This is a genomic window from Ralstonia sp. SA306 (assembly GCF_054792405.1).
Genome location: NZ_CP096451.1, coordinates 2,249,041 through 2,264,371, shown reverse-complemented (window position 1 = coordinate 2,264,371; position 15,331 = coordinate 2,249,041). Strand labels below are relative to the sequence as shown.

General features: G+C 60.6%; 18 protein-coding genes and 1 tRNA gene. 12 read left to right on the top strand and 7 right to left on the bottom strand.

Annotated features, from left to right (window positions below; all coding sequences use genetic code 11):
• Positions 1-55: 55 nt before the first annotated feature.
• From M1D44_RS10860 to M1D44_RS10850, 3 genes are all read right to left on the bottom strand, one after another.
• The gene (locus tag M1D44_RS10860; protein ID WP_316853247.1) at positions 56-388 is read right to left on the bottom strand and encodes a rhodanese-like domain-containing protein; all 333 of its coding nucleotides are present in this window, start codon (positions 386-388) and stop codon (positions 56-58) included.
• 23 nt (positions 389-411) lie between these two features.
• Positions 412-1,062, bottom strand: a complete 651-nt coding sequence (locus tag M1D44_RS10855) for a protein-L-isoaspartate O-methyltransferase family protein (RefSeq protein ID WP_024976399.1) — start codon at positions 1,060-1,062, stop codon at positions 412-414.
• A 95-nt stretch (positions 1,063-1,157) separates the two neighbouring features.
• Positions 1,158-1,901, bottom strand: coding sequence for a TetR/AcrR family transcriptional regulator (locus tag M1D44_RS10850; protein ID WP_112185563.1), 744 nt, complete (start codon positions 1,899-1,901; stop codon positions 1,158-1,160).
• A gap of 181 nt (positions 1,902-2,082) precedes the next feature.
• Here M1D44_RS10850 and M1D44_RS10845 point away from each other — a divergent pair, with 181 nt between their 5' ends.
• The 4 genes from M1D44_RS10845 to M1D44_RS10830 all read left to right on the top strand — a co-directional run bounded on the left by M1D44_RS10845 (position 2,083) and on the right by M1D44_RS10830 (position 5,105).
• Positions 2,083-2,340, top strand: a complete 258-nt coding sequence (locus tag M1D44_RS10845) for a YkgJ family cysteine cluster protein (protein ID WP_112186019.1) — start codon at positions 2,083-2,085, stop codon at positions 2,338-2,340.
• A 6-nt stretch (positions 2,341-2,346) separates the two neighbouring features.
• A complete protein-coding gene (locus M1D44_RS10840) occupies positions 2,347-2,940 on the top strand; it encodes a DUF1439 domain-containing protein (RefSeq protein WP_316853248.1) in 594 nt (197 codons plus the stop codon).
• Positions 2,941-2,991: 51 nt separating this feature from the next.
• Positions 2,992-3,873: an undecaprenyl-diphosphate phosphatase gene (locus M1D44_RS10835; protein ID WP_024976395.1), complete on the top strand. Its 882-nt coding sequence runs from the start codon at positions 2,992-2,994 to the stop codon at positions 3,871-3,873.
• 119 nt (positions 3,874-3,992) lie between these two features.
• A complete protein-coding gene (locus tag M1D44_RS10830; RefSeq protein ID WP_316853249.1) occupies positions 3,993-5,105 on the top strand; it encodes an NADH:flavin oxidoreductase/NADH oxidase in 1,113 nt (370 codons plus the stop codon).
• 25 nt (positions 5,106-5,130) lie between these two features.
• Here the strand turns inward: M1D44_RS10830 and trmB are convergent, their stop codons facing one another.
• Together trmB and M1D44_RS10820 are read right to left on the bottom strand one after the other, a co-directional pair.
• Positions 5,131-5,904: a tRNA (guanosine(46)-N7)-methyltransferase TrmB gene (gene trmB / locus M1D44_RS10825; protein ID WP_112185557.1), complete on the bottom strand. Its 774-nt coding sequence runs from the start codon at positions 5,902-5,904 to the stop codon at positions 5,131-5,133.
• 86 nt (positions 5,905-5,990) lie between these two features.
• Positions 5,991-6,064, bottom strand: a tRNA-Gly gene (locus tag M1D44_RS10820).
• A 343-nt stretch (positions 6,065-6,407) separates the two neighbouring features.
• On the opposite strand from M1D44_RS10820, the gene M1D44_RS10815 reads away from it, so the two are divergent.
• The 6 genes from M1D44_RS10815 (at position 6,408) to M1D44_RS10790 (ending at position 11,218) form a co-directional block, all read left to right on the top strand.
• Positions 6,408-7,418, top strand: coding sequence for a 3-oxoacyl-ACP synthase III family protein (locus tag M1D44_RS10815; RefSeq protein WP_037031659.1), 1,011 nt, complete (start codon positions 6,408-6,410; stop codon positions 7,416-7,418).
• 29 nt (positions 7,419-7,447) lie between these two features.
• The gene (locus tag M1D44_RS10810; protein ID WP_024976391.1) at positions 7,448-7,669 is read left to right on the top strand and encodes an acyl carrier protein; all 222 of its coding nucleotides are present in this window, start codon (positions 7,448-7,450) and stop codon (positions 7,667-7,669) included.
• Entirely contained in the window at positions 7,666-8,730 is a 1,065-nt protein-coding gene (locus tag M1D44_RS10805) for a ketoacyl-ACP synthase III (protein WP_024976390.1), read from the top strand. Before M1D44_RS10810 ends, M1D44_RS10805 begins: the two co-directional genes overlap by 4 nt.
• Complete coding sequence (locus M1D44_RS10800) at positions 8,723-9,487, top strand: SDR family NAD(P)-dependent oxidoreductase (RefSeq protein ID WP_024976389.1); 765 nt, start codon at positions 8,723-8,725, stop codon at positions 9,485-9,487. Before M1D44_RS10805 ends, M1D44_RS10800 begins: the two co-directional genes overlap by 8 nt.
• On the top strand, positions 9,487-10,116 hold the full coding sequence (locus tag M1D44_RS10795; RefSeq protein WP_080693660.1) for an acetyltransferase: 630 nt from the start codon (positions 9,487-9,489) through the stop codon (positions 10,114-10,116). Before M1D44_RS10800 ends, M1D44_RS10795 begins: the two co-directional genes overlap by 1 nt.
• Positions 10,117-10,225: 109 nt before the next feature.
• Entirely contained in the window at positions 10,226-11,218 is a 993-nt protein-coding gene (locus M1D44_RS10790) for an aromatic ring-hydroxylating oxygenase subunit alpha (RefSeq protein WP_316853250.1), read from the top strand.
• A 331-nt stretch (positions 11,219-11,549) separates the two neighbouring features.
• On the opposite strand, the gene M1D44_RS10785 is transcribed toward M1D44_RS10790, so the two are convergent.
• Positions 11,550-12,056, bottom strand: a complete 507-nt coding sequence (locus M1D44_RS10785; RefSeq protein WP_024976386.1) for an Lrp/AsnC family transcriptional regulator — start codon at positions 12,054-12,056, stop codon at positions 11,550-11,552.
• 120 nt (positions 12,057-12,176) lie between these two features.
• On the opposite strand from M1D44_RS10785, the gene M1D44_RS10780 reads away from it, so the two are divergent.
• Together M1D44_RS10780 and M1D44_RS10775 are read left to right on the top strand one after the other, a co-directional pair.
• Positions 12,177-13,103 (top strand): DMT family transporter, encoded by a 927-nt coding sequence (locus tag M1D44_RS10780; protein ID WP_316853251.1) that lies wholly within the window; start codon positions 12,177-12,179, stop codon positions 13,101-13,103.
• A gap of 31 nt (positions 13,104-13,134) precedes the next feature.
• Positions 13,135-14,340 carry an amino acid aminotransferase gene (locus M1D44_RS10775; RefSeq protein ID WP_316853252.1) on the top strand — a complete coding sequence of 402 codons (1,206 nt, stop codon included), beginning with the start codon at positions 13,135-13,137 and terminating at the stop codon, positions 14,338-14,340.
• A 163-nt stretch (positions 14,341-14,503) separates the two neighbouring features.
• On the opposite strand, the gene M1D44_RS10770 is transcribed toward M1D44_RS10775, so the two are convergent.
• A complete protein-coding gene (locus M1D44_RS10770) occupies positions 14,504-15,217 on the bottom strand; it encodes a hypothetical protein (protein WP_316853253.1) in 714 nt (237 codons plus the stop codon).
• Between the last annotated feature and the right edge of the window lie 114 nt (positions 15,218-15,331).

The following is a 15,331-nucleotide window of genomic DNA, read 5'->3' as shown; positions in this document are numbered from 1 at the left end:
CTGTTCAGAGTCCGTCGACGGTGAACAGGTTTGTGCCCGGCGGCGGCTTCCCCAATCAGTACGTCGCCATCTGCGGGTCCACCTGGTTAGCCCAGGCGTGGACGCCGCCTTGCAGGTTGTAGACACGCGCGGCATCAAAGCCACTCTGCGTGATCAGATACTGCGCAACCTGCGCGCTGCGTCCGCCGTGGTGGCAGATGCAGACGATGTCTTGGTCAGCATTCAGCTCGCTGGCACGCGCCGGGATCTGGTCCATCGGAATGTGCGTAATGCCGGGAATGGCACAGATCTCCAACTCCTCCGTCCAGCGCACGTCGAGCAGGACGGGCTTCGCGCGCGATGCGTCGGCGAGCCATTGGGCGAGGGCGGTGGGAGCGAGCTGTTGCATGATGATTGGGGAGCCGAGATGGATCAGAAGCGGAAGAGCGACGGTGCAGGAACGCCCACCAGCGGCGCCACATAGGTCTCGAACAGGTTGCGCGTCTGATATTCGGTGTTGGAGATGCGCGTGATCAGCTGTGCTTCCATGACCGGCGCGCCGCCCACGAAGATCGACAGGCGACCGCCCACCTTGAGCTGCTTGAGCAGTGCTTCCGGCACGGCGGGCACCGAGCCCGATACGCAGATGACGTCGTACAGGCCATCGCCCCAGCCCTGCGCGCCGCTGGCTTCGACCACGTCGACGTTGGTTACGCTATTGCGCGAAAGATTGTCGCGGGCAAAGGAGACGAGCTCCGGCACGATGTCGAGCGTGGTGACTTGGCGGCCGCGATGGGCCAGCAGGGCGGCCATGTAGCCGGAACCTGCACCCACTTCCAGCACGTCCTCATGCTTGCGCACAGCCAGTTCCTGCAGCACCCGGGCTTCCACGCGCGGAGCCAGCATGTTCTGGCCGCCGGCCAGCGGGATTTCCATGTCGACAAAGGCCAACGCGCGGTAGGCCTCAGGCACGTAATGTTCGCGTTTGACGACGCTGAGCAGGTCGAGAACGTCGGTATCGAGCACGTCCCAAGGACGGATTTGCTGCTCGATCATGTTGAACCGGGATTTTTCGATGTCCATGGGCATGCCTTCCACGCGGAGCGAGTAATGCGAATGAGGGTTTGACGACAAACCCGGCATTTTAGCAAGTCCGGAGGACATTCCGGCAGACATTGTCATGACGCGGCGCCTTCATCGGGGTTGCCAGGACCTTCTGGCAACGTGCGCCACGGTTGTGCGGTGAGGGCGGGCGGCGGCGGAATCACTGCGCCTGTCACTGGATTGCGAAGCACGCCGTGCAGCAGCAGCGACACCACATGGGCGATGAACGCCTTAGGCTCCAACTCCCGGTGCGAGCACGGGCCGAACGAATGCTTCCACATCATGAGGAAGATCATCGGCGCGACCATGGTCAGCGTGGTGAGGTCGATGTTGACGTCGCGGAATTCGCCGCGGGCCATGCCCCGTTCGAGGATGCGCGCGAACAAACGGTCGCAGCGCTCGATGACTTCTTCGTGGTAGTACTGCGCCAAGTCGGGAAAGTTGCCCGATTCGGCCATCAGCAGCTTGGTGAGGCCCGACGCTGGTGATTCGCCGATCAGTTCCCACCAGCCCATCAGAATCTCGTGCAGCAGCGCTTCGCTGGTGCCATCAAAGCTGTCGATCAGGGCCTCGCCCTCAGCCAGTGCGGGCACCAGGTTTTCCTGCACAACGGCTTTGAACAGCTCTTCTTTGTTGGCGAAATACAGGTAGACCGTGCCCTTGGATACCCCAGCTGCAGAGGCCACATCTTCCAGCCGCGTGGCCGCGTAGCCGCGCGCCACGAACAGGTTCAGCGCGGCGGCGACCAATTCTTGGGGGCGGGCCTCTTTGCGGCGGGTCCAGCGTTTGGAGGAAGACTCGGAATCTTGATCAGTCACGGCGGTAGGGGGTCAGTCAGTGCGCACGATCACTGACTCACAGATAACTTACTTTCCGGTCATTAATGTACGCATGCCGCAAGGGTGGGTCAAGCAGCATCGGCATTGTCAATCAGACTGGGCCTCGATTGTGCTGGTGCACAATAGCGGTTTCCGCCCCGATTTCGTTGACTTGGACAGCATGGACTGTCGACCCCACTGCGGCGCGTGCTGCATCGCGCCTTCCATCTCCAGCCCGATTCCTGGCATGCCGAACGGCAAGCCGGCAGGCGTGCGCTGCGCGCAACTGGACGAGGCCAACGGTTGTCGTATCTTCGGCCAGCCGGAACGTCCGGCGGTGTGCGGTAGTCTGCAGCCCGAGCCCGACATGTGCGGCCGCTCGGCCACCCATGCCATGCACTTTCTGACCCGACTTGAAATCGCTACCGCAGCGCACTGATTTACCATGACTGATTCCACGAAACCTGCCGCCCGCTCCAACCGCGTCCGCTGGTGGGCCGGTGCAGCCGCTGTTGCAGTGGCCATTGCCGTCACACTCGTGGCTTGCATGCCGACCGGCTGGACCGGTGACGGCTACACCTTTTCCCGCGGCCAGATGCAGGACGCGCTTGCGGGCAAGTTTCCGTTCCAGCGGCGCTTTCTCGGCTTCTTTGACGTGACATTGTCCAACCCGCAGGTGTCGCTTGACCCCGCGCGCAATCGCATTGCCATCCAGGCGGACGCTGTGGTGCAGAGCGGTCTGTTCCGTCAGCCGCTGACGGGGCCTCTGGCCGTATCCAGCGGCTTGCATTACGACTCGCCCACGCATTCGATTCGCCTGGATCAGCCCACTGTCGATCGCTTCGATTTGCAGAACGTGCCCGGCGGCATCGGCCCGCAGATCAGTTCGATCGGTTCGTTGATTGCCGGCCAACTGCTCAGCGACTACGCCGTCTACACGTTCAAGCCCGAACAGCTGAAAGTGGCTGGCATGGCCGTAGAGCCCGGTACAATCACGGTTTTGCCCGAAGGCGTGCACGTTCAGGCCAAGCGGCCCTGAGTCCTGCTGCGCGCCCAGCGCTTCATTTTCTTTTCCCTCTTTGCTTACTGCATGGATATCGCACTCGCCATCAAAGCGCTGATTCTCGGCATCGTCGAAGGTCTGACCGAGTTCCTTCCCATTTCCAGCACGGGCCATTTGATCCTCGCTGGCCAACTGCTCGATTTCAATGACGAGAAGGGCAAGATCTTCGAGATCGTGATCCAGTTCGGCGCCATCCTAGCGGTGTGCTGGGAGTTCCGTCACAAGATCATCGACGTGATCAAGGGGTTGCCGAATGACCCGCGCCAGCAGCGTTTTGCAATCAACGTGATCGTGGCGACGATTCCTGCGATCACGCTTGCGCTGATCTTCGGCAAGGCGATCAAGGCGCATCTGTTCAACCCGATCGTGGTGGCGTCGGCGTTCATCCTCGGGGGCTTCGTGATTCTGTGGGCCGAATGGCGCGAACGTCATCGCGGCGAGACGCACGATCCGCGCGCCAATGCACTGCTCGAAGCCGCCAAGGCTGGCGCGCCACGCATTGAAACGCTGGATGACCTGCGCATCTCCGATGCCATCAAGGTGGGCTTCGCGCAGTGTTTCGCGCTGATTCCGGGCACGTCGCGTTCGGGCGCGACCATCATCGGCGGCTTGCTGTTCGGGCTGTCGCGCAAGGTGGCCACGGAGTTCTCGTTCTTCCTGGCGATTCCCGTGATTTTTGGCGCGACGGTGTACGAGCTGTACAAGTCGCGCGCGCTGCTGTCGGCTGACGATCTGTCCATCTTCGCGGTCGGTTTTGTGGCCGCATTCATCTCGGCGTTCTTCTGCGTGCGCTGGCTGCTGAAGTTCATTGCCACGCATGATTTCCGCGGCTTTGCTTGGTACCGGATCATCTTCGGGGTCATCGTTCTGGTGACGGCTTATACGCACCTCATCGCCTGGCAAGCCTAAGCCACCGGCGAGCATTTCCCTTCCTCGGTGCGAGGCTTTCGCACCGTCTGCACGATCGGGCGGATTCGGACACACTGGCGGTTTCTTTAGCCAGCCGCTGACTGCCGAATCTCCCGATCATGAGTGCTCTCTTCCAGCCTTTTTCCTTGCGCGGTCTCACGCTTGAGAACCGCATCGTCATCTCGCCGATGTGCCAGTACTCGGCCGTCAACGGCCAAGCTACGGCGTGGCACCACACACATTTGGGCGGCCTGTCGCTCTCGGGGGCCGGGTTGCTGATGATCGAGGCGACCGCCGTGTCGCCGGAAGGGCGCATTACGAACGGTTGCCTGGGTTTGTGGGACGACGCGACCGAAGCCGCGCTTGAGCGCACGCTTGCTGCCATTCGCCAGAACGCGCTGGTGCCGATCGGCATGCAGATCGCGCACGCAGGCCGCAAGGCTTCAAGCGCTCGGCCCTGGGAAGGCGGTGCATTGTTGGCGCTCGATGCCGGCGGCTGGGAAACGATGGGTCCGTCCGCGTTGCCGCAGCGCCCTGAAGAGCGCGCCCCGCGCGAGATGTCCGATGCGGACCTCGCCCGCGTGCGCGACCAGTTTGTCGATACCGCGCGCCGGGCTGTGCGTTTGGGGTTATCGGCCATCGAGCTGCACGCCGCGCATGGCTATCTGTTGCACGAATTCCTGTCGCCGATCGCCAATCAGCGCACGGATGCCTACGGCGGTTCGCGTGAGAACCGCATGCGTTATCCGCTGGAGATTTTTGACGCCGTGCGCTCCGTGGTGCCGGACAACATCCCGGTTGGCGTGCGCGTGTCTGCCACCGATTGGGTGGAGGGCGGTTGGACGCCGGAAGATTCGGTGGTATTTGCGCAGGCACTGCGTGCGCGCGGCTGCGATTGGATCGATGCGTCGTCAGGCGGTGTGTCGCCGCTGCAGCAGATTCCGCTCTCTACGGGCTATCAGGTGCCGTTCGCCGAGAAGATCCGCCACGAAGCGGACATCCCCACCATCGCCGTTGGGCTCATCAACGAAGCACACGAGGCGGAGGCCATCGTTGCGCAAGGGCGTGCGGATTTGGTCGCCGTCGGCCGGGCCTTTCTCTACAACCCGCACTGGGCCTGGGCTGCGGCTGCCGAACTGGGCGCGACGGTCAAGGCGCCGCCGCAATACTGGCGCGCTTTCCCGCGCCACGCCAAGAACCTCTTCGGCGATACGCATTTCGGCGCACGCTAACGCGGGCTAGCGTGCGCGGATACGGCTAGCCGCGCTTGCGGAAGACCACGTCCCACACGCCGTGCCCGAGGCGCAGGCCGCGTTTTTCGAACTTGGTGACAGGGCGGTAGTCGGGGCGCGGCGCGAAGCCGTCGGCGGTGTTTTCCAGCGTCGGTTCGGCGGACAGCACCTCCAGCATCTGGTGAGCGTATTCCTCCCAGTCGGTCGCGCAATGCAAGTAGCCGCCGGGCTTCAGGTGGGCCGCTAGACGCGCCACGAACGGGCTTTGGATCAGGCGTCGCTTGTTGTGGCGCTTCTTGTGCCACGGGTCGGGGAAGAACACGTGGATGCCATCAAGCGTGCCTTCCGGAATCATCTGCGCCAGCACCTCCACCGCATCGTGCGAAACGATGCGGATGTTGCCGATCTCGCGTTCGCCGATCAGCTTGAGCAGTGCGCCAACGCCCGGCTCATGCACTTCCACACCGAGAAAATCGTCGTCCGGGCGCAATTGCGCGATGTGCGCGGTGGTCTCGCCCATGCCGAAGCCGATCTCGAAGATGCGCTTGGCGCCGGTGCGGCCGAAGGCGGCTTCCCAGTCGAGCGGCTCGGCAGTGTAGGGCAGTTGGAAGCGGGGCCCGAGTTCATCGATGGCGCGCTGCTGGCCGGTCGACGTGCGGCCGGCCCGGCGCACGAACGAGCGGATGCGGCGTGGGTGCCCGGTTTCCGCGCCCGTTTCGTCGCCTTCCGCGGTATTGGTGTCGTGCGATTCCGGCGTGATGTCGTCGGGGCCGGTGCCCGGTTGTTCGATGGGCTGCATGGAGATCCCGTGCCGTTTGCCCGTCGGTGGAATGAGGGGCGAGCAGGCAACAAAAAAGCCGCCGAGGGCGGCTTCAGACTATTCGGTGGAGCGGGCGATGGGAATCGAACCCACGGCTCTAGCTTGGGAAGCTAGGGTATTACCATTATACGACGCCCGCGCAGTCCATCATTTTATGCGGGGTTGTCAAACGCTGGCAAGTACCCGCAATGACAAGAGAGTGTTCGCGCTGGTGCTGCTTGATGCGCTTGTAGACGGCGACGAAGGGGTCCGTGCAAAAGTGGATCATTTATACTGACGCCCCAACGCAGCGGGACACGCCAGTGTGCACAAATTGTCGTTGGTTTGTCCGGTGCCGGAATGCGCACAAGGCCGTCGAGTCTAGGTGGGTTGCGCAAGTGTCCAGCCCTCTCCCCGGGAAGGGGGAATGTTCTGGTAACAGGCGTAGTCTGCGCCGCGTTAAGGCGCGCGACGTTCGGGCTCTGAGCCTATGAAGATGAGAGATGATCAAAGCTAAAGTCGCTGCTATCAGTACCTACCTACCGATCCCGGTTCTTGACAATGAAGAGCTGGCGGCCCTGTTTCCGGAGTGGTCGGCAGAGAAAATTCTGAACAAGACCGGTATCGCTGAGCGGCGAGTGTCCGCGCCTCATGAAACGGCCGGAGACTTGGCGTTTGGTGCGGCAGAGGTGCTATTCGCCGAGCATAGAATCGACCGGAAATCGATCGACTTTCTGCTGTTCTGCACACAATCACCGGATTACATTCTGCCGACGACGGCATGTGTCCTGCAAAGCAGGCTGGGTTTGCGTCAGGATATTGGCGCCTTGGATTTCAACCTCGGTTGCTCGGGGTTCGTGTATGGCCTCTCTCTGGCAAAGGGTTTGATTGAGGCGGGTAGCGTTCGTCGCATTCTTTTGCTGACGGCCGACACTTATACAAAATTCATCCATCCGCGTGACAAGAGCGTACGCACCATTTTCGGCGATGGCGCAGCCGCAACCTTGATCGAGGCTCACCCAAGCGAAGGTGACGCGATTGGACCGTTCATTTTTGGCACGAATGGCGAGGGCGCGGAAGACCTCATCGTCAAAACGGGCGGGGCTCGTCACGCCCGTAATGAGGCGTCTGCCGTAGAGTACGAAGATACTTCCGGCAATGTGCGCACTGAGAATCACCTGAAAATGGATGGTGCCGCGGTAATGGCCTTCACATTGAAGGCGGTACCCACATTGGTTAGGCAATTGCTGGAGACAGCAGGACTTGCGGTGGATGACCTCGATCATGTTGTCTTTCACCAAGCAAACACGTTCATCCTGGAGAGCTTGCGCAAGAAGTGCAAAATCCCAGAGGACAAGTTTGTCATTCATATGGAGCACTGTGGCAATACCGTGTCGTCAACTATCCCGATCGCACTTAGTTCGTTGCCGCAGGTGACGGGGCGTAGTCGCAGGATCATGGTGGTGGGATTCGGAGTCGGATTGTCTTGGGCCGGTACTATCATCGATTACTGACGAACTACCTTTATTGATTGGAGAGGAAATTGGAAAAGCTATACGCAGAACTGGCCGAGATTCTGGAGATCGATCCCTCGACCGTTGGCCCGCAATTGGCGCTGCACGACCACGGTTGGGATTCGCTTGCTGTGGTATCGACCATCGCGATTGTGGACGAACTGTTTAACGTGACGCTGGACGGTGCGGCGTTGGGCAAGTGCGCAACGGTTGCCGATATTGAAGCGTTGATCACTCGAGCCACGGCATGAGTAACCGGGTAGCGTCTGGTAGCGCCCACCGCCTTGACGGTGTCGCCATTCGTGGCGTGGTATCGGTGTTGCCGCGTCGTGAGATTGACAATCGACGTTTCGAAGTAGAGTTCGGAGAGGAGTCAGTTCGCGACGTCGTCAAGATGATCGGTGTGCGTAGGCGCTATTGGGTCGAAGAGGGGGTTACAGCTTCCGACTTGTGTTTTCAGGCGGCCAACACGCTGCTCACACGGTTGAACTGGGACAAATCAACGGTTGACGCCTTGGTTTTTGTCTCTCAAACGCCCGACTACCGTCTTCCCGCGACGGCGTGTGTATTACAAGGGCGTTTAGGCCTGGATATCGGTTGTGCTGCGTTCGATGTCAATTTGGGATGCTCTGGCTACACTTATGGCCTATGGCTAGCATCCAGCCTGATTAGGGCGGGTTCGCGCCGGGTGCTGCTGTTGGCCGGCGATACGATCAGCCGCACAGTGTCGCCCTCGGATCGCGCTACTGCGATGCTGTTTGGGGACGCGGGTACCGCGACAGCGATTGAGCTGGATGCGCAGGCTGAATCGAGCGTGTTTGTCGTGGGTACGGACGGTCGTGGCGCAACCAATCTCTTGATTCCTCAGGGAGCATATCGAGAGAGCAATACTAAAGATGAGCGTCTCAACGGCCGTGATCCGACCTGTCTCTTCATGGACGGAGGAGAGATATTCAACTTCACTTTGCGTTCGGTACCGCCTTTGATGGCAGATACGCTGTCCGTGGCTAAGCGCTCAATCGATGAAGTTGACGGTGTTCTTTATCACCAGGCAAATGAGTTCATGCTGAAGCATCTCGCGCGCAAGTCAAAAATTCCCGCGGAAAAATTTCATACCAACATCGACCTGTACGGCAACACGAGTTGCGCGTCAATTCCGCTGCTCATGACCACGAACCTGAGCGAGCAGCTCGCTGCATCACCCATGACTTTGCTGATGGCGGGGTTTGGAGTGGGCTACTCTTGGGGTTCCGCTTTGATGAGCGTTGGCCCGTTATCTTGCAACGAAACTGAGTTCTACGATGCTGTTTGATCGCCAAGCACTGATTGGAAAGCGTTATTTGATTACCGGTGGATCGTCAGGTATTGGTCGAGCAACTGCGGTTGCCTTGGCCGCATGCGGCGCGTCTCTGGTCGTAATGGGGCGAGACGAGACTCGTACGTGTGAGACGGTCGCGATGTTGGGCACGGATGTGCCGCATACGCCCGTCGTTGTCGATTTCCAAGATGCAGACACAACTGCCGATGCTGTCAAAGAAGCAGCGGTTGCGGTCGGTGGCGTTGATGGGGTATTTCATGGGGCGGGTCTTGAATTGCTACTTCCCATCAAGATGACGAAGCGCGCGAATCTCGACAAGATTTTTGCGTCGAGTGTTTTTCCGGCCTTCGGGATTGCCCGTGCCCTGTCGTTGAAAGGTGTGGTGAGAGAAGAGGGGGGAGCCTTTGTAATCATGTCCTCTGCCGCTGGATTGCGTGGGCAGTCGGGCATGACCGCGTATTCCGCTTCCAAGGCCGCTGTGGACGGCATGATGCGTTCGTTGGCTGTTGAGTTGGCTCCTCGCGGTATTCGCGTCAACAGCATTGCAGCCGGTGCAGTTGAGACGGCAATGCATGGGCGCTTGGCGAGCACGCTGCCTCCCGCAGCCATGGAGGCCTACGAAGCAAAGCATTTGCTGGGTTTCGGGCATGCGGACGATGTAGCTTCTGCTGCAGTGTTCTTGCTTTCACCGGCCGCGCGTTGGATTACCGGTACGACGATGGTTGTTGACGGTGGATTTACGGTGCGCTAATGAAACGCTACGTAGTTGTTGGTGGTGGCGGATTCGGCCGAGAGGTTATCTCATGGATTCGTCAGATCGCGTCGGGTGAGGCGCGAGGCGATGTTGTCGGAGTTCTAGATAGCAACCCCGCATGTCTCGATGGCTTCAACTATGATGCCCCCTACCTCGGGACACCGCAGGAGTATCGTCATGCCGATAATATTGAGCTTGTGCTCGCGGTGGGGAGTCCTGTCGCCAAGTATGCGTTGGCTGAGCAACTGCGTGCGGTAGGTGGAAAATTCGCCACAATCGTTCACCCCAGCGTAGTGATTGCTGCGACCGCCAAGCTGGGCCAAGGGGTAATCATCTGCCCGCAGTCCCTCGTCTCGGCCGATGCGCATGTAGGCGATTTCGTGACAATCAATGCGTGTTCTTCGGTTGGCCACGATGCACGTATCGGACACTACAGCACGCTTAGTGCGCATGTGGACGTCATGGGGTTTGCTGTATTGGGTGAGGCGTGCTTCCTAGGCTCGGGGGCTCGCGTTATGCCAAAGGTTACGGTTGGCAATCGATGCACCGTTGGCGTAGGCGCTATTGCTATGCGTCGGCTCCCTGATGGTATGACCTTATACACTCCGCCCTCCAAAAAAATGTAACGGACAAGCGTGTGCGCCGTTGGTTTCGCGTACATGCAATTCGTCGAGTTGCTTGTCGACAAGGCTGCATTTCGGGTCACGACTGAAGACATTTCGCCGCAGAGATACCGTGTTAGAAAATAGACTCTCCCGCCAATACTGGCACTTGGTTGCTCATAGACGTGAACTGCCGACCAACAACGACTATCTCAAGTTGAAATGGGCGGCCGGCGACCTCGTGATCTTCAACGACGGCGGTGACCTTGTCGCCTTTGACAACCTCTGCCCGCATCGAGGAACGCGTTTGTTCCTCGACGAAAGCGGCAACTCGCCTGCGCACTGTCCCTATCACGGCTGGAGCTACCGAGGCGGGAAGGTTCACGTGCCGAGTCCAGATAGATTTAAACCTTGCGATCTCTCTTCCGCGCGTTTGAATGCTTTCCAGATGGACTGGGCGGGTGATTTTCTGTTCATTGGTATCGAGCCAAAGATGTCACTGCCGGAGCAGTTGGGGGAAATCATGCCTCTGTTGGAGGACATTTCCTTCAATATTGCTGGCCGTTTCGATTTCAGCCAATACGACTACCAGTGCAATTGGCGAATCGCGCTTGAGAATGCGCTGGAGCCGTATCACATCGACCTGATTCATCCTGACTCGTTGGGAGCCCTGCAGCTGACTGATGGCGTGAACACGTTCCACGGCGTGAACTCAGTGTGGCGCGCTGAGCTTGGTGATGCACGGTTGGATAAGCGACTCAAGTCGATGAGTCGACTCTTTTCTCTGGATTTCCAGTACGAAGGTTATTTGAGTCTTTACGTTTTCCCCTATGCAATGCTGTCATCGACTTATGGATTTTCCTACTCCCTGCAGAATTTCTTTCCCGCCGCCAGTGCGGATCGCACACATTTCGCAAGTCGATTGCTAACAGCACCCCCCTTACCTGGGAAACAAACGCTCGCGGACGTATTCTTTCAGTCCACGGCTGCTGTGAATCGACAGGTGTTCGAGGAAGATCACGAAATTTGCCGTCGAGTGCCTCGAGAGGCAATCGATACGCATACCATCTTGGCGGATAATGAAGAAAAAATTCGACACTTTCGAGCCTTGATCGCCACGTCCTGATTTTTCTGGATAGGGCAAGGTGCAAGTGTTGTAGTACTCGGCACGACGCAGAGACGTGCTTTAAGGATTGGCTAATTGTCGGCTAATCGCTTCGCTTCTGATTGGACCCAGATAATCCACTGGCAAGCATTGCTATGTGCCCGTGGTCGATTCCGCAGAGCGGGCAGAAAAGTTGCCCTGGCTCTTAGGCCCGAGTCGTGCTGTAGAAGAAGCGCGTCCCCGCATTGGGCGTCTTCTCACGAATGCCGACATTGCGCATGTTGCTTGCGAGCGGTACGCATGCCGATCAGCTCCTCAATGACGAAGTGGTATGGCGGGCCGGTCAAATAGCCTATCGTCCAGATGGCTTTTCACGCCGCCGCACCATACTCCTTTTATTCTCATCCCACGCCGGGAACACCGTCGATCGCTTGACCACGCCATACGCAAAGCTTGTGTCGATAGCGGCGATGCCCGGAATGGCATGCAATTGCACGCGCACGAACTGCTCGTAGTCCTGCAGGCTTTCCACCAGCACGCGCAGCAGGTAATCCGCTTCGCCGGTCAGTACATAGCAATCGAGGATCGCGTCGATGGCGCGGATACGGTTCTCGAACGTCGAGACCACCTCCCGCGAGTGCTGCTGCAGACGAATATGCACGAATGCCGTGACCGGCAGCCCGTACGCCTCTTCATCAACGATGGCCGTGTAGCCGCGGATGATGCCCGCATCTTCCAGTAACCGCAGCCGGCGCAGGCAGGGCGAGGGCGACAGGTTGACCCGCTCCGACAGCTCCTGGTTGGTCAAGCGGCCTTCTTTCTGGAGGGCGGCAATGATCTGCCTGTCTTTCTTATCCATATGATCTTTCCGGCGTGGCAGGTTCTGCCAAAGCGGAGCGAAGTATTAGCGGAAATAGCAAGATACTACCTTTTGTGCTGGGGCATTCTGTCTCCATTCCGAAATCGAGGGTGGGGCGGCATGCGTGGTTCGACATTGACGGTGGGCGTGGGCGCGCAGGCCGGGCGAAATGCCTTCCAGGCCAGCCCGCTGATCGGGTATGCGGCGATGGTGCTGACGGTGCTGATCTGGGCCGGGTTCGCGCTGTCGATCCGGGCCATTGGCGCTTCGCCGCTGGCGCCTGCCGACGTGGCGCTCATCCGATTCGGCTTGCCGACCCTGTTGCTGTTGCCGTTCCTGCCCTCCCGCTGGCCGATGCTGCGGCGGGTCAAGCCGCTCAGCGCACTGATGGTCCTGGTAGGCGGCGGCGTGCCGTTCTTCTTCATGGCTTCGGCCGGCGGCAAGGTGACATCGGCCGCCCACGTGGCTGCGTTGATCGCGGGCACGACGCCGTTGTCGGTGGCGCTGATTGCGTATGTGGTGGACCGCCAGCGTATCGCTGCGGCACGCGGGCGGGCGATCGCGATCATCCTCGCAGGCGTGCTGCTCTTGCTGGTATCGCAATCGCACGCGTCGCACGGCGCGTTTGTCGCCGGTGCCGCATTGCTGTTGCTGGCGAGTCTGCTCTGGGGCAGCTACACGTTGGGGCTGCGCCGGGCGGGGCTTGATGCCATCGGTTGCGCATTGCTGTTGAGTGTGCCGTCTTTCTTGCTCACGGCGCTGCTGGCGGGCCTGGGCGTGGTCGACAGCCATATCGGGCACTTCACCGTGGCCAACGCCATGCCTTTCTTGCTGGCACAGGGCTTGGGGGTTGGCGTGATTTCAAGTCTGTCCTATGCACTGGCGATTCGTCATCTGGATACGCCGCGCTGTTCCGCCATTGGTTCGCTGGCGCCCGCGCTGGCCTGTCTGGGGGCTGTGCCTTTGCTCGGTGAATCGCTGACCCTGACCGTTGCATGCGGCATTGCTGTGATCACCGCTGGCGTGATCCTCGCAAACCGTGCGTAGACCATCGCATCGCCTTTCCGGAGACCACACCATGCTCGCAACTCTCGCCACCGTTGCCCCGGACCCGCTGTGGGGACTGACCGCGGCTTTCCGCGCGGACCCTCGGCCCGACAAGGTTGATCTTGTGGTGGGTGTCTACCGCGATGACACCGGGCAGACGCCGGTCATGGCCGCGGTGAAGGCCGCCGAGGAGCGCCTGGCCGCCGCCGGTGCCTCCAAGGCTTACCGTGGGCTGGCCGGCAACACCGACTTCAATGCCGGGTTGTCGACGCTGCTGCTCGGCAACGACGTGGGTCGCCTGGCACGCCAGCACACGATGCAGACCGTGGGTGGGACCGGCGCGCTCAGATTGCTCGCTGACTTCATCGCCGTGGCTTCGCCGGGTACGCGTGTCTGGGTGTCTGACCCTGGCTACGTCAACCACGTGCCCATCATGCGCGCGGCGGGGCTTGCAGTGGACCGCTACCGCTGGCGGGCCGAAGGCGGGGTGCTCGACGCGGATGCCATGTTCGCGGACCTGTGGGCTGCGCGTGCCGGCGATATCGTGCTGCTGCATGGTTGCTGCCACAACCCGACCGGCATCGACATGGGCGTCGGGGTCTGGCAAACCGTGGCGGAGCGCTGCGCGAAGCAGGGCCTGATCCCGCTGGTCGACATGGCCTATCTGGGTCTCGCCGATGGTCTGGAGCAGGACACCGCGGGCCTGCGGTTGCTCGTCGATGCGCTTGATACGGTGCTGGTGGCGGCAAGCTGCTCGAAGAGTATGGGCCTGTACTGCGAACGCACCGGCGCGGCGATGGTGATCGGCAAGAACAGCGCTGCCCTGCAGCCGGTGGGCGGCGTGCTGGAGCGCATCACACGCAGCAACTACTCGATGCCGCCTGACCACGGCGCCGCCATCGTGGCTGCCATCCTTGCCGATGTCGCATTGACGGCGTCCTGGCGTAAGGAGTTGGAGCACATGCGTCAGCGTATCGTGGGCAACCGGCACCGTCTGGATGACGCACTGGCCAGTCTGGGCGCCCCCGTTTCGCTACAGAATCTGGCGCGGCACAAGGGTATGTTTTCCATGCTGCCGTTAGATGCCGATGCCATGGAGCGTTTGCGCGCAGATCACGCCATCTATGGCACCCAGGGCGGCCGGATCAATATTGCGGGACTCGCACCGGAGCAGACCGACCGGGTTGCGGGCGCGCTCGTTGCGGTGGCGTCGGATATGACCTGTACGCTGGTCTGATCGATCTGGATGACTTTGCCTTGAACCCAGGCAACCCGCTCGCCGATTTGCTGCGCCAACGGAAGCCGGCGAGCGAGCTGCAAAGGCCGTCACGCCCCGCTTCTTCCGGCTACCAAGCACGGACGCGTGGGAATGCCGCACGCCGTGTTATCGGTGCCGCTGCCTAGCGCCGCAGCGCCATCGCCTGCATGGCCGCATCCACGAACTTCGCAGCGGCGTGTTCGCCCGCCATTGGGGCGGCAGCCTTGGCGCACGCGGCAACCACGTCGCACAGCGATTGCGGATCTTCCTTGCAGGCGCGCAGCAGCGGCATGGCGGCACCCGCAGCCGAACCGAAGTGCTGCACAGCCAAACGCATCAACTCGACCTTGACCACATTGGGCAACACGTCGGCCAACTCCGGCGGAACGGCCGACGGTGGCACAGAAAAAGTCTGGACTGGCGCCGCAGGCGGCGTGCTCGCGTCATTGGCCGCAGGCTCGTCGATGGGTGCCGCCACCGCTTGCAGGCCCAGCGTCATGCCGGTCAACGGTGGCAGTTCGTCGTAGATGAGCGACAAGGCGGCAGGTGTGCCGTCGGCTTGATCGTCAAGCAGCGGACGGTTGAAGTGGGCGATGGGGTCGAACGGTTCAGCGGCCGATGCGTTCTCACGCGAGATACCGGGCAGCACGTCGACCATGCCGGCCTGTTGTAGCCCCGCGAGCAGTTCGTCCAGATCGGGCCAGTCGCTCAGCAGTTGATGCAGTTGCCCGACCGTGCGGGCACCGTCGATGAGGATCAGCAGATGGCGCTGGCGCATCTGCATGTCGTGGCGGCGCTCGGCCAAGGCTTCACGGCCGTCCTCGGTTTTGACCAGGACGTTCGTCGTTGCAAGCATAGTGATTCCCCGTTAAGCAGCTCGCCCGGCATCTTGATGTGCCGGTGCAAGCTGTACGTTAGTCATCACATCCGGGCCGTGCCATCGTTCAATTGGCGGAGATGACAAAACGGG

Bases quoted from the DNA above. Each gene is read 5' to 3' on its own strand.
- M1D44_RS10830 (WP_316853249.1), top strand. From the start codon at position 3,993: ATGAGTGCTCTCTTCCAGCCTTTTTCCTTGCGCGGTCTCACGCTTGAG.
- M1D44_RS10785 (WP_024976386.1), bottom strand. From the start codon at position 12,056: ATGGATAAGAAAGACAGGCAGATCATTGCCGCCCTCCAGAAAGAAGGC.
- M1D44_RS10770 (WP_316853253.1), bottom strand. From the start codon at position 15,217: ATGCTTGCAACGACGAACGTCCTGGTCAAAACCGAGGACGGCCGTGAA.
- M1D44_RS10860 (WP_316853247.1), bottom strand. From the start codon at position 388: ATGCAACAGCTCGCTCCCACCGCCCTCGCCCAATGGCTCGCCGACGCA.
- M1D44_RS10845 (WP_112186019.1), top strand. From the start codon at position 2,083: ATGGACTGTCGACCCCACTGCGGCGCGTGCTGCATCGCGCCTTCCATC.
- M1D44_RS10840 (WP_316853248.1), top strand. From the start codon at position 2,347: ATGACTGATTCCACGAAACCTGCCGCCCGCTCCAACCGCGTCCGCTGG.
- M1D44_RS10775 (WP_316853252.1), top strand. From the start codon at position 13,135: ATGCTCGCAACTCTCGCCACCGTTGCCCCGGACCCGCTGTGGGGACTG.
- M1D44_RS10780 (WP_316853251.1), top strand. From the start codon at position 12,177: ATGCGTGGTTCGACATTGACGGTGGGCGTGGGCGCGCAGGCCGGGCGA.
- M1D44_RS10815 (WP_037031659.1), top strand. From the start codon at position 6,408: ATGATCAAAGCTAAAGTCGCTGCTATCAGTACCTACCTACCGATCCCG.
- M1D44_RS10795 (WP_080693660.1), top strand. From the start codon at position 9,487: ATGAAACGCTACGTAGTTGTTGGTGGTGGCGGATTCGGCCGAGAGGTT.
- M1D44_RS10805 (WP_024976390.1), top strand. From the start codon at position 7,666: ATGAGTAACCGGGTAGCGTCTGGTAGCGCCCACCGCCTTGACGGTGTC.
- trmB (WP_112185557.1), bottom strand. From the start codon at position 5,904: ATGCAGCCCATCGAACAACCGGGCACCGGCCCCGACGACATCACGCCG.
- M1D44_RS10855 (WP_024976399.1), bottom strand. From the start codon at position 1,062: ATGGACATCGAAAAATCCCGGTTCAACATGATCGAGCAGCAAATCCGT.
- M1D44_RS10835 (WP_024976395.1), top strand. From the start codon at position 2,992: ATGGATATCGCACTCGCCATCAAAGCGCTGATTCTCGGCATCGTCGAA.